This is a genomic window from Collinsella sp. TF12-2AT, assembly GCF_003436735.1.
Lineage (GTDB): Bacteria > Actinomycetota > Coriobacteriia > Coriobacteriales > Coriobacteriaceae > Collinsella.
Genome location: NZ_QSQK01000003.1, coordinates 1 through 13,357 on the forward strand (window position 1 = coordinate 1; position 13,357 = coordinate 13,357).

Sequence of the window (13,357 nt, forward strand, 5' to 3'; positions counted from 1 at the left end):
CGAACTCTCCGTCCAAAATGTATGGGCTTCGAGCCCGTCCGGTCCTCTCAGTCCATCGCTGATCGGTTCCGTTCGATTCATATGGTTCTGTATAGGAAAAGGAATTTCTCGGGGCCGCCTCTCGGCGGCCTTGCGAAAAACAAATCCAAGTTAGACCATTTCAAATGGTTCGATGTCTGCCCGGATGCGACACTGAATGTGTCCATCCTCGCAGTATCCGGTTCTCAAGGTGCACGCCTGGCGGCTGATCCGGTCCGACCGGGCCGCGCGGCAAGGAGATATATTGCCAGACCGGAGGGGCGCCGGGGGCGGGAATCGCGCACTCCATATTTTGTTCACAAATAAATAGGCCCCTCAGTCGCATCACTGAGGTTAAAACTGAAGCATTGGCTTCTGATATTGGCGATGACCAGCTGGTTTATAGGTGTTAAGGCATCGGTCATCTCTGGAGCGCCACTTTACTCCAAAAGCATCAGCTATTTGTTTCCCGTCGGTAAAAGGCAGGTTTTGTTCGCCAAGCGTTCTTATATATAGAGAAGTTCGGGTTCGAACCCGTGGCGCGGCAACAAAAAAGCGACCAGCCGGAGCCGATCGCTTTCTATTCTATGCTGGATCATCCAGAGGGGTTCTTCCGAACTCATTTTCTCGCTGCCATTCATGCTTTCGAAGCATCTTTCTACAGCCCTCGTTGTCTATCCTCGTATCTCACAGGTCTTCCGGAAATTCACAAGCAGTCTTAGGGTCAATTTAGTTCTGCTTTCAGAGACTTGTTTGAGAGTTTTTAAAGACAGTTCAAAACAATAAGTGAGACACCATAAAGCAGAGCAAGATGAGCCGGATAGAAAATGTAGAAGAAATATTTGAGCTTCAGCCCTCGCTTGCCATTATAAAGATTGATAAGCAGCAACGAAACGACCGCGGCAGCAACATCAGGATTAAATATATTAGCTGTAGCAAACTCAAATCCGCCGCCAACTATATGGCATGACGAAAGGAGCACTGCGCATACTGCAGCAAAGAACATCTTGGCCTTGCTGTCGTGGAATAAATAGAATGCAGCCACAAGCAGAATGCCATACACACCGCCATCTAGTTTAGTGTATTCAGCTGCCAGTGCTGTCAAAACAATCAGAGCAGTTTCTGCGATGTACCTCTTCCATTTTGAAAGGCTTTGTATCTTTTCCAGAATTATCAAGAAGACCAAGCAAAGCAGGAGCTCACACATAACATTTTGTTGCCGAAGGTCAAATAGTTGCCCGGTTTGAACGAAATCGTATATGGGCTCCGCAATGATTGCGAAGACAAGCATATTTCGCAGGTACCTCTTTATGTCATGAGTATGCAAAAATCCCTCAACTATCAAAAAGCAAAATAAGGGAAATGCAATTCTGCCAAGAACATGAAGCACATCCGAAGCCTCGCTTAGAATCGCCCACTGTTCGTCTGATATCTGACTGTACGATGCGTGAGTCATGATTCCATTGGTCAGGACGATCCTGCTTACATGATCGAGAACCATCGAAATGGCTGCTATTATCTTTAATGTGCTGCCGCTAATTCCGTATCTATTTGTTTTCATTTCGTATTCCTTACTTTGGGTGGGCCGTCAGGGGTTCAGCCTGCTCCGCAGGCGGCCGCTGCGGCGCTTCGCGCCTTGCGCGCTGCGCTGGCAAACGCTCACGCGTTTACTCAGCTCCGCGCCCTTTCGGGTTCGAACCCGCGTCGCGGCAACAAAAAAGCGGCCGGCATCCGCCAGTCGCTTTTCCATTCTATGGTGGGCCGTCAGGGGTTCGAACCCTGGACCTTGGGATTAAAAGTCCCCTGCTCTGCCAGCTGAGCTAACGGCCCGCGGGTGGCATTGTACCACGGTCTGGGACTATTCCCAACTCCATTGGCCGTTCTGGAAAATCACAACTTCACGTCCATCAGGCGTAATGCCCGTAATATCGATGTCGTCCGTGCCAATCATAAAATCGACGTGTGTGCTCGAGACGTTAACGCCATGCTCCAGGAGCTCTTCCTTGGACATGTCATACCCACCCTCGATGCATTCGGGGAAACCGACACCTAGCGCGAGATGGCAGCTAGCGTTCTCGTCATAGAGCGTATCGTAGAACAGTACGCCACTTTCGCGGATCGGCGTGTTCTTGGAGATGAGCGCGACCTCTCCCAGGTGAGCAGCGCCCTCGTCAGTATCGATGATGCTCGCAAGCGTCGCCTTACCCACGCGGGCATCGTAGTCCACTACGCGGCCCGCCTCGAACTTAATCCAAAAATCGTCAACCTTGTTACCGTGGTGAATGAGCGGCATAGCCGAATACACGATCCCGTCGGCACGCATACGATCAGGCGAGGTGAAGACTTCCTCGGTGGGAATGTTGGGGAAGAAGGGGTGTCCATCGGGTGTCTTGCCCTTGCCGCCGGCCCACTCGTGACCTTTCGTCATGCCAATCGTCAGATCGGTTCCATTTGCCGAGGTGTAATGCAGGTAGTCGAAACGATTGTCGTTCAGGAAACGCAGGTTCTTTTCGAATGCGGCGTCATGGAGTTCCCAGTCGCTCTCTGGGTCCTGGCCATCGGCGCGCGCGGTGTGCAGAATCGCATTCCACAGCTTATAGATTGCAACCTCATCGGCGTCTCCCGGGAACACCTCGTGCGCCCAAGCCACGACCGGAGCGCCGGCGATGCACCACGGATTGATGTTGTAATCCAGTCCACGGCGGAAAACTTTGCATTGCGTATTCCTCGCCTTGGATGCCGCGGCCGGCTTGGCTGGATCGATGCCCTTGAGGGCCGCAGGATCCGCCCCCTCGATAAAGACAAAGCAGGCACCATCCTGGGCCAGGGAATCCAGCTGCATGCGCTTCCACTCGGGTGTCTGCTCAAAATAGCTTTTCTCGACATGCTCGTACGTGAGCCTCGTCACGGCATCATCGGCCCAAATGACCGTCACGTGGCCAGCGCCGGCGGCATAAGCCTCCGCGACCACCACGCGGGCAAAGGATGCGCACTCGACCGGAGACTGAACGACAACCTCCTGGCCGGGCTTGACGTTTACGCCCTTGCGGACAACCAAGCGCGCATAGTTTTTAATCTTGGACTCCAAGGCCTTCATGCCCTCCAGAGCCTCTTCGACCGTCAGGGCAGCTCGAATCATGTGCCACTCCATCTATCTATAGAACAGTAAAAAGGCGCGCCGCAAAAACGACGCGCCTTATATCTTAGCGATAAGTATGCATGCAAACGCTACTTCTTCTTGGAGTCCTTCTTGTCCTCCTCGGCAGCTGCGCGCTCGATAAGAGCGTTGAGCTTGTTCTCGGACATGCCCTCGGCCTGCGCGCGATACATGTTACGCAAGGGACGAATACGAGCGAAGTCGTAGATAAAGTCACCCAGGATGATGACATAGGACAAAACGATGCCGACCATCTGAACAGGACTGGACACCGTGCCGCCGGGAGCGAAGTAGAGCGAAGCCCCGATTGCCACGACGAGCACCATGCCGATAGCGAGCACAGCCCACCAAATACGGCGGCGCTTGGTGTAGTCCTCATCCTGCTTGAGAAGGATATTCGACACCGTGTAGATGCGGTCCTCCTTGGCGCGCTGCTTAGCCTTGCGGGCGCGCTTCTCCTCTTTAGAGAGGCCCTCGAGGTTCTCGCCCTTCTCGAGCTCTTTGCGGCGTGCCTTAGACGAAGCCGGCACGACGCGGACAGAGCTCGCTGCCTGACGGGCAGGCTTAGCAGATGCGGCGGACTTGCGCGCAACCCCGGTAACCTCGTGGGATTGCGTGCGCTTGTTCGTGGCGCTACGGGTACTCACTTATGCGTTCTCCTTCATGCTTGTGAACTGGGAGCCCGTGATGATCTGGAAGGCCTCGCGATAGCGCTCGGACGTGCCATCGATGACCTCGGCGGGCAGGTGCGGGGTCTCCCCCGTCATATCCCAGTTGGCCTTGAGCCAATTGCGGACGAATTGTTTGTCGTAGCTGGGCTGGATCTTGCCCTCCTCGTAGCTGGCAGCAGGCCAGAAACGGCTGGAATCGGGCGTGAGGCACTCGTCGATCAGCGTGACCTTGCCATCGATGACACCAAACTCGAACTTGGTGTCGGCAATGATGATGCCACGGGTCGCGGCGTACTCGGCAGCGGCCTTGTAGATCTTGAGGGAAAGGTCGCGAATCTGCGTGGCGATGTCCTCGCCCACGATCTCGCAGCAACGCTCGAACGAGATGTTCTCGTCGTGGTCACCGATCTCGGCCTTCGTGGACGGCGTGAACAGCGGCTCAGGAAGCTTGGAAGCCTCGGTCAGGCCCTCAGGCAGCTGGATGCCGCAGACGGTGCCGTTCTCGTCGTAGGTCTTCTTGCCCGAACCGGTCAGATAGCCGCGGACGATGCACTCGATAGGAATCGTCTGGGCCTTCTTAACCAGCATGGCGCGGCCGGCGAGGTAGTCACGATACTCAGCAAACTCCTCAGGGAAATCCGCCGGGTCGATGGAAACGAGGTGGTTGGGAACGATGTCGGCAAACTTATCGAACCAGAATGCCGAGATGCGGTTGAGCACCTCTCCCTTAAACGGAATCTCGTCGGGAAGAATGAAGTCGAACGCAGAAATGCGGTCGGTGGCGACCATCAGCAGGTTTTCACCGGCATCGTAGATATCACGAACCTTGCCACGGGAATCCGGACGACGCTCCATCGTTGTCACGTGAGTCACTCCTTACCAAAATACGACAGTAATGCGGGTTCTTTCCCGCACGTTTTCGCAAACTCGGAGCGGCAGGGACGAAACCCCTCCTTCACCGAATAGCGAAAAGCTAGTGCTCCATTGTAGTAGATGCCGCGTCCGCCGTGTGCTCGCGAGGCAGATGAATTGTAAAAGTCGTACCCTTTCCAAGCTCCGACTCCACGGAAATGTAGCCATGATGGCGCTCGACGATTTGTTTAGTCACGGCGAGGCCCACGCCCAGGCCACCCGCCTCGCGGGCGCGACTGGCGTCGGCACGCCAAAAACGACCAAAGATGCGCGACAGATCGTCCTTGGCAATACCGATGCCGGTATCCGAAACGGCAATACTGACATGCTTGCGGTCACTGAGCACCGACACCACGACCCAACCGCCCTCGGGGGTGTAGCGCATGGCGTTGCTCATGAGATTGATGACGCACTGCGTGATCATGTCGGGATCGGCCTCGACGACATCGTCGTGACCCTGGGTTTCATCTGCAAAGCGCAAGCGCAGATCGCGGTCAACAAACAGGCGCTCCTGAGCGTTGACGATGGAACGCACGAAGGGAACCATGTCCACCGGCTCAAGGTTGAGCGGCGCTGTGCTGTTTTCCATGCGCGATAGATCGAGCATCTGCTGCACCAGACGGGCCAGGCGACGTGTCTCGGATGCAACGGTTTCCAGATGCTCGTCGTCGGTGGGATACACCCCATCCTGCATGGCTTCGACTGTCGCGAGCATGGCCATAAGCGGAGTACGAAGTTCGTGAGCCACGTCTGAGGTCAGGCGCTTCTCGTGTTTCATATCCTTCTCGAGCGAAGTGGCCATCTCATCGAAGGTCTCACCCAGCTGATCAATCTCGTCATCGCCGCGCAAGCCCGTACGAGCAGACAGATCGCCATCGCGAATTTGCTTGGCCGTGCTGGTAATACGGTGAATCGGCTTGGTGAGCATGCGCGACACGAGTGATCCGATAACGACCGAAATGCAAACTGCAACAACCGCAGCAAGGGCCATGGCGTTAAAGGTCTTCTCCCTAAACGCAGAATCTGCCTTGGTGAGCAAGGCATCGGAGCCGATGGCCCACAGCTTTACTTGTCCGACATGCTCGCCGGAAGACGTTATGATTTCGACGTTTGCAACGCTATCGGAGCCGGTGGGAGCCGACGAGACCGGACTATGCGATGCTTTTTTCCCGCTCGAGCTGCTCGACGGCGATTCGTTCTCGCGCACATCGGCGGTCGCGCTTGCCGAAGGCCATGAGTCGTCATAAACGACAACGCCTTTCTTGTTGACGACCTGCATACCCAAATCGTCGGACACCAAACTCGATGTCGCGACCGTACGTAGCTCGCCCGCAGTCCAATTGCCGTTTTCCTCATACGACGTCGCAAGCTTTTCGGCAGCGGAATTTGCGATTTCGACGATATTGGAGCGCGTGTAATCCGAAAAGACCGTGCCCCACACAACAGAGACCACGCCCACCAGCACCAATACCGTCATGAGCGATGTCAGAGCAAAAGCAAGTGCCATGCGCGAGGGATAGCTCATCGTTGGCCGTGAATCGGAACGAGGCGTGTTCCAACTAGCCTTGGAACCCGCCTCGCTCTCCTGCTTGTGCTTTTGTCCGATTTCAAAGCGCGCAGGTGTCATATGTGATTTCCCTATTTCTCGTCCGACTTATCGGTCTTGGCCGGAGCCTCGAAGCGATAGCCGACACCGTGGACGGTGTAGAGCCACTTGGGCTTCTTGGGATCATCGCCCAGCTTGGCGCGAAGGTTCTTCACGTGGCTATCGATGGTGCGCTCATAGCCCTCAAAGTCGTAGCCGAGCACCTTCTCGACCAGCTCCATGCGGTTGTAGACGCGACCGGGGTGACGGGCAAGCGTGGTGAGCAGCTTAAACTCGGAAGCCGTCAGGTCGACTTCCTTGCCCTCGACCAAAATCTTGTGGCCCGAGATATCGATGACCAGATCGCCGAAGTCGAGTACCTCGACGGCTGGCTCGTCGGCCTGATGGGCACGGCGGAACAAGGCGCGTACGCGCGCGACAAGCTCGCGCGGCGAGAACGGCTTAATCAGATAGTCGTCGGCGCCGAGCTCAAGACCGATAATACGGTCCTCGATCTCGCCCTTAGCCGTCAGCATGATGATGGGGACATCCGAGGTATCGCGAATGGTGCGGCAAACGCGCTCGCCGGGGATCTTGGGGAGCATAAGGTCGAGCACGACCAGGTCAAACTGATGCTTCTCGAACTCCTCGATCGCGGACTGGCCGTCGCCGACGCCCACAACCCAGTAGCCTTCGCGCTCGAGATAGGCAGCGACGGCGTCACGGATTGCCTTCTCATCCTCGACCAGCAGAATCTTTTTTGCATCTGAAGCCATAACACGGCCCCCCTGTCTCAATTAGCTAAGAACAAGCCCATTTTAACGCACCTGAACCCGCCGGATGCCACTATGACGCGGCAGCTCGGCGGGCGGTACTCACAATTACAACGCGCTTATTCCCCTGTTGGCGCCTTTTTAACCCCTCTAAGCTTAAAGAGAGAATAGGCGTGCGGTGACCGTCTCTGGTATACCCTGGCTGTTGCGCACCGTGGCGTACGTAAGGAATGAGTCCGATTTTCCCGCCGTAGCTGGATAATCGCCATACTCCAGGGCTCGGTCGGGCGACAGAAGCGAGCCGTAGGTCTTAGCCGAAGTGTCAATCAAAAAATGCGACGCCTGGACTTTAACCAGGTATTTATTTTTCCTTCCCGCAACGCACGCGAGCGGCTCACGCGAAAGGAAGAGGTACGGCCCGCCCTCGTTACCGATATAGGTGCCCATATTGCCCAGGCTACCCACACCGTTATACGTCGCCTCAATGGAGAACACGAAGGTGTCGCCCATATACACGGCCTCGAAAGGCGAAACCGACGAAGGAAGCACCAGCTGAGCTCGCTTCGTATTGTTGCCGTCAGTCAGGTCGATCGCCGTCATACCGTAATAGACGCCCTCATCATTGTGCACGCGGGGCGAGATGGTCAGGATGCCGTCGCTCACACGCGGGGCGGATGCGAAGCGGCCCGTCGACTTCCAAATAGTCTCAGGCTTGGACTCGCTGGGCGACTGACGGTAGCAGTACGAATCGTTACTCGTCTTGCTGCCGCCGGACGAGGGCATCTTATACCAGATGACCGACGACCCATACGCTGTGAAGAGCGGCGGATCGTAATTTTCGCCACCGCGATCGAGCTCGACAGCGTTGCCGGTAAGGGAGGAGCCTGCAAGGTTTTGCGCATAGAGTTTCCAAGACGCATTGGCAAAGTTCATCTCGACCCACGCGAACACGCCATCACCCGCGCGAACGTCGTAAAACGCATAACCGGTTCCCTCAACGGGATCCTCGATAAGTGTGGTAAGCGAGCCATCGCCCAGGTTGAGCACACCAAGCGTATTGGCATGCAGGGCAGAAGCAGGCGCCATCATCGCGGCAGCGTAGTCGCCATCGCAGTAGTACAGCAGCGTGCCCAGCGGCAGCGTCCACGACGCCGCCGGCTCAAGATCGATATCAACAGCTTCGTACTCATCAGTGATCGAGACAATCTTCGAATCGTCCTTGATAACTTGCGGCTCGCCGGCGGCATCGTCGCTGGTGCCCGTTTTTTTCGAGCAACCGGCAAGCACCGTGGCAGCGCCCGCGGCAGCACCGCCGAGCACAAAGCCACGGCGCGATATTCCATTCTTGATGTGGTCGGCGATACCCATTAGGCGATCTCGGCGCGAGCGGCCTCGATAGCGCGCGTAAGCTGATCGGCGCAAGAGGTCTTTTTCATACCGCAGGTATTACCGGCGAGAACCTCGATTACGCGATCGGCAGGAGCACCCTCGACTAACTTGGAGATTGCCTTGAGATTGCCGTCACAGCCGCCGGTAAACTCAACGCCCAGCACCTTGCTGCCATCGTCAGAGAGATTGAGGTGAATATTGCGAGAGCATACACCCTGCGGCTTGTAGTCAAAACTAATCATTGAGATCCCCTCTCAGAAAGAAATTTCAGACGTCTATTATCCCCGCCTGGGCCGACTTATTATCGCAAGCACCGATTCAACATCCTACGATGCATGGACTCGCGGGGGCAAGATTAGCAGTCCGCACCCTGTGCGTGGACCGTGCGCTTCTCCCGATACATATTGTGGTCGGCGACACGATATACATCGGCCAGCGTATTTCCAGCCGTCTCGACGGTCGCCACGCCAATCGATGCGCTGACCGTCAGGGCCTCATCGCTTACCGCGGCAAGACCGAGACGAAGATCCTGTTCCAGCCCGAGCGCAGACTCGTTGTCAGTATGGGGGCAAACCAGCAAAAACTCGTCGCCGCCAAGGCGCATCGGCAGATAATCCGCACCAGCCACCCGCCGCAGCACGGACGCCGTCCGTCGCAGCAGTTCATCCCCCATCTCGTGACCATAGATGTCGTTGGTCCGCTTGAGATAATTGCAGTCCAACATAATCACGCTCACGGGCAAGTCCTCGTTTACCAGGCTATCTCCGCGCGATTCAAGATAGTTGCGGTTGCGAAGCCCCGTCAGTTTGTCTTGATATGACAGCTCCTCGGCATGCTTGACCATCGATATGTTGTGCGTCGCCACGACGACCGACTCCAGCCGGCCTTGCTCATCGCGATGCTGGGGGACAACCTGTAGCGAGTACCAAGCGCCTCGACAATCTCGCACCTCGGCAGCCAAGTACGGTACGCCCTCCATACGTTCACGAAGCGAACTTATATCTACGAGTCCCACAACCGCTTCGCGGCTTTCGGGGCTCACGATATCCCGGCAGACCGTGTCCATAAAGTCATATGCCTCGCTGTGCTCGGCAAATATTTTCGCTATCGCCGGCGACATATTGATCCCCTCGATCTCGAGGGTGTCGAGATGCAAAAGGAAGGTCGAATCGTAGATGGCGCTTATGGCATTGATAATGCCGAGCTGTTTATCCTTTTCGACCAAATTGCGGTGGTCAACGATATTTCGAGCCAACAGCACCACGACCCAAAACGCAAGACACACCAAGACGCCGACGGCGACAAATGAAATCCTGTCAGACATGACCTCAGATTTGGGATATAGTGCAAACAGGCGGTAGTCCTTATATGCCGCACGCACGGCATACCATTCGTCTCCTCGATATTCGATGCGCGTCAGGCCGTCGTCTTTCCACTCAACTCCTACGCTGGTGAGGAGTCGGGCGAGCGACACGTCAGCATCGGCACTGTTGGATGAGACAATCTCCGCATCCTCCATAACAAGCACCGTGGGACCCTGGTGGAAGGTACTGTTCGAAAGCACGTCGGCTATGGCATATGAATAGTCGTCCGCCGTATCGGAAACAAGTGAGCGGTATGCCAGGGCAACGCCGTCGCCATACGGAACAGCACAGACGGCAAAAACGACACCACGGCGCTCATCGACAGTTGAGTAGGTCACTTTGGAACCTTGATACATCGATGCGACCGGCGAACAGGCCAACTCATCTCGCCACAACATGAGCGGATCGCGACCATCGATGTCGTAGTGGGCAGCCATATGGCCATCGGAGTCCATGACCATCAGCCCCGAAAGGTTCTCGGCATGGACAAATTGCTCGATAAGATCGTCGTTAACCTCAACGCGATCAGAGGACAGGAACGTCGCAAACGATTCAACCGCGGCGAGCAAATCGTGCGTCGCCTCGGTTTTTCTCCCCTGTTCGTAGCGGTCATATTTTTCGCAAGCGTTCTCCAAAAACACCATGGTTTCTTGGCCAAACCCAAGCGTTTTTTCGAGGCAGCGATGGGTTCCAACCGTATACAACAGGCCTAACAAGACGGCGCTGACAATAACGCTGGCAGCTATGACGTTCAGAGTCTTTCGACTCAAGCGGTGCTCATCAGTTGTCATGAATTTCCTCCTTGCCCGCGCGTCGTCGCTCCTGTCTTGTAATTGCCCACAATACGGTCAATCGTGCCATCTCGATCCATGTCGAACAGCGCGGTATTGAGATCCTTTACGACCAATCCTTCATAGCTGTCATCAAACGCGACGCCCAGGTCAACCGTCATAACATTGTCGGCAAACACACGGTAAACGCCGGGATACTGAGCAACGAGTCGGTCAAGCGACTGGACATCCGCCATCCAGCAGTCAACGTACCCTTTGACTAGAGCGGCTTTGCAGAGTTCGGCAGAGCCATATGATTTGATTTGAACGTCCGACGAGACCCCCAGATCCCCCGCAAGCAATCGGCGTTCACTCACCGAACCCGCAATCACCGCAATGGTCTTACTTCCATCGAGATGTGCCAAGGACTTGATGCCACTCGTTTTCTTGGCGGCAACCGAGACCGTCACGGTTAGATACGGCTCGGTCCAGTAATACTTATCCTCGCGATAACAGGGAGAATAGTCACACCACAGGCAATCGATATCACCGTTTTTGAGCAGCCGGTCGCGATCGTTCCAGTCAATATCGACAAACTGCGGCTTGAGCCCCGCACGCTTGCAGGCCTCGCGGGCGATGTCGATATCGATACCGGCGTAATCGCCCGTGCTATCGACATACACATAGGGGTCGTTATCCGTAACGCCGATTTTGAGCACCGGGAGATCCCTATCGGCTTCATTCGAGGAGGAAGAACTGCTTCGAACGGTATACGTCAGGGCGCCCGCACAGACGGCAACAAGGAGTATGAGCGTAAACGAGACGATGGTGGCCCGCTTGATGCGTCTGGGCACGTGCCCCCTTTCATCGAAACAGCAGTCGGAGTTCATTTTATTACCCGGGCGCATATGCGACAGTAAAAAAAGCGCCTCGCCCAAGACGGGCAAGGCGCCAAAGGTTGAAATGCATCCGCAAGCGGTCGAATTAGGTTAACCCTACTCGAAGTTCAGCTGCTCCAGGCGATCGAAGACCGTATCGATGCGGGTGAGGAAGTCCCACGGATCAAAAATCTCGTCGAGCTTCTCCTGGCTGACGGTACAGCGCGGATCGGCCTCGAGACGCTCCTTAAAGGTGGGGCCAGAGACACAATCCTGCACCTCGTGCCAGGTGGCCATGGCGTTCTCCTGCACAATGGCGTACGCATCCTCGCGGGTGATACCCGTATCGACGAGGGCAAGCAGGACCTTGGAGGAGAAGATGAGGCCGCGGGTCTTGTTGAGATTGGCCATCATGCGGGCCGGATACAGCTGCAGGCCGTCGATAACGCGAATGAGGCACTGGAACATATGGTCAAGCGCGATGAAGCTATCGGCCTGGGCGACACGCTCGGCGGAAGAGTGCGAAATGTCGCGCTCGTGCCACAGGGCGACGTTGTCGAAGGCGACCTGGGCGTTGGACTTCACGACGCGCGACAGACCGCAGACCTTCTCCATGGTGATGGGGTTGCGCTTGTGCGGCATGGCGGAGCTGCCCTTTTGGCCCTTGCGGAAGGGCTCCTCGGCCTCGAGTGTATCGGTCTTCTGCAGGTTGCGGACCTCGGTCGCGATGCGCTCGCAGGTGGCCGCTGTAGTGGCAAGCACGCCGGCAAGATAGGCGTGGTGATCGCGGCTGATGACCTGCGTGGACAGCGGGTCGTGAACCAGACCCAGGTGCTCACAGACGTACTCCTCGACGAACGGCTCGATGGAGCTGTAGGTGCCGACGGCACCGGAGATGGCACCGAAGGCAACGTTCTTGCGAGCATCCTCAAGACGATCAAGGTCGCGCTTGAGTTCCCATGCCCAAGAGCCAAACTTCATGCCGAAGGTCATCGGCTCAGCATGGATGCCATGGGTGCGTCCGGCGCAGAGCGTATTGCGCTCCTCGAAGGCGCGGCGCTTGCAGATCACGCCGAGCTTCTTGACGTCCTCGATAATCAGGTCACACGCCTGAGTAAGCTGATAGCACAGAGCAGTATCACCCAGGTCGGAGCTGGTCATACCGTAGTGAACCCAGCGACTAGGCTTGGGCTCGCCCTCGGGAACATCGGCGTCGATATATTCCTTCATGTTGGTCAGGAAGGCGATGACATCGTGGCGCGTGACCTCCTCGATCTCATCGACCTTCGCCTTCTCAAAGTTGGCATGGTCGCGGATCCACTGGGCTTCGTCTTTAGAAATGCCGATCTTGCCGAGCTCCGCCTGGGCCTCGCAGGCCAGAACCTCGATCTCCTGCCAAATGGCATACTTGTTCTCGAGGGAGAAGATATGTCCCATCTCCGGGCGGGTATAGCGATCGATCATAGCGGCTCCTTTTTGGTTATTGGCACGTTGGTCGTAACTCAACCATTGTACCGTGCGCGGGCGCGAGTATGGGCAGCAGGCATTAACCTAACATTTTGGAATTGGAGCGGGCAACGGGACGTCTGCGCATTTGCTTCGCAAATCCGCACCGGCTGCGGTCGATCTCCTCGGATTCACGGAGACGATGGGGAAGACTTTGTTGAATTGGCCGTCCCAAGGTCTCCCGCGCCCGATGGAGCGGGCGACGGGACGTCCGCGTATTTGCTTCGCAAATCCGCACCGGCTGCGGTCGCCTATCGGCGACCTTGCCTGCTCGCTATAAACGCTTCGCGTTTATTTAACGCTCGCACCCTGTCGGGTTCGAGTCCCGGCACTT

General features: G+C 56.3%; 11 protein-coding genes and 1 tRNA gene. All 12 read right to left on the reverse strand.

Annotated elements, in window-relative coordinates:
• Positions 1-781: 781 nt before the first annotated feature.
• The 12 genes from DXD24_RS03090 to purB all read right to left on the reverse strand — a co-directional run bounded on the left by DXD24_RS03090 (position 782) and on the right by purB (position 12,981).
• The gene (locus tag DXD24_RS03090) at positions 782-1,579 is read right to left on the reverse strand and encodes a TraX family protein (RefSeq protein ID WP_117646128.1); all 798 of its coding nucleotides are present in this window, start codon (positions 1,577-1,579) and stop codon (positions 782-784) included.
• 193 nt (positions 1,580-1,772) lie between these two features.
• Positions 1,773-1,848, reverse strand: a tRNA-Lys gene (locus DXD24_RS03095).
• A 28-nt stretch (positions 1,849-1,876) separates the two neighbouring features.
• Positions 1,877-3,157, reverse strand: coding sequence for an aminopeptidase (locus tag DXD24_RS03100; protein WP_117646129.1), 1,281 nt, complete (start codon positions 3,155-3,157; stop codon positions 1,877-1,879).
• Between the two features lie 89 nt (positions 3,158-3,246).
• Positions 3,247-3,822: a hypothetical protein gene (locus tag DXD24_RS03105; RefSeq protein ID WP_117646130.1), complete on the reverse strand. Its 576-nt coding sequence runs from the start codon at positions 3,820-3,822 to the stop codon at positions 3,247-3,249.
• Positions 3,823-4,701 carry a phosphoribosylaminoimidazolesuccinocarboxamide synthase gene (locus DXD24_RS03110; protein WP_035136481.1) on the reverse strand — a complete coding sequence of 293 codons (879 nt, stop codon included), beginning with the start codon at positions 4,699-4,701 and terminating at the stop codon, positions 3,823-3,825.
• A gap of 118 nt (positions 4,702-4,819) precedes the next feature.
• Positions 4,820-6,385, reverse strand: coding sequence for a cell wall metabolism sensor histidine kinase WalK (locus tag DXD24_RS03115; RefSeq protein WP_117634753.1), 1,566 nt, complete (start codon positions 6,383-6,385; stop codon positions 4,820-4,822).
• 11 nt (positions 6,386-6,396) lie between these two features.
• Positions 6,397-7,119 carry a response regulator transcription factor gene (locus DXD24_RS03120; RefSeq protein ID WP_006236208.1) on the reverse strand — a complete coding sequence of 241 codons (723 nt, stop codon included), beginning with the start codon at positions 7,117-7,119 and terminating at the stop codon, positions 6,397-6,399.
• A 153-nt stretch (positions 7,120-7,272) separates the two neighbouring features.
• Positions 7,273-8,484 carry a twin-arginine translocation signal domain-containing protein gene (locus tag DXD24_RS03125; protein ID WP_117646131.1) on the reverse strand — a complete coding sequence of 404 codons (1,212 nt, stop codon included), beginning with the start codon at positions 8,482-8,484 and terminating at the stop codon, positions 7,273-7,275.
• Positions 8,484-8,747 (reverse strand): TIGR03905 family TSCPD domain-containing protein, encoded by a 264-nt coding sequence (locus DXD24_RS03130; protein ID WP_089572560.1) that lies wholly within the window; start codon positions 8,745-8,747, stop codon positions 8,484-8,486. The genes DXD24_RS03125 and DXD24_RS03130 overlap by 1 nt, the downstream gene beginning before the upstream one ends.
• A gap of 113 nt (positions 8,748-8,860) precedes the next feature.
• On the reverse strand, positions 8,861-10,660 hold the full coding sequence (locus DXD24_RS03135) for a GGDEF domain-containing protein (protein ID WP_117646132.1): 1,800 nt from the start codon (positions 10,658-10,660) through the stop codon (positions 8,861-8,863).
• Positions 10,657-11,493 (reverse strand): ABC transporter substrate-binding protein, encoded by an 837-nt coding sequence (locus DXD24_RS03140; protein ID WP_158550129.1) that lies wholly within the window; start codon positions 11,491-11,493, stop codon positions 10,657-10,659. Before DXD24_RS03140 ends, DXD24_RS03135 begins: the two co-directional genes overlap by 4 nt.
• Positions 11,494-11,634: 141 nt before the next feature.
• Positions 11,635-12,981 (reverse strand): adenylosuccinate lyase, encoded by a 1,347-nt coding sequence (gene purB, locus DXD24_RS03145; protein ID WP_117646134.1) that lies wholly within the window; start codon positions 12,979-12,981, stop codon positions 11,635-11,637.
• Positions 12,982-13,357 lie beyond the last annotated feature (376 nt).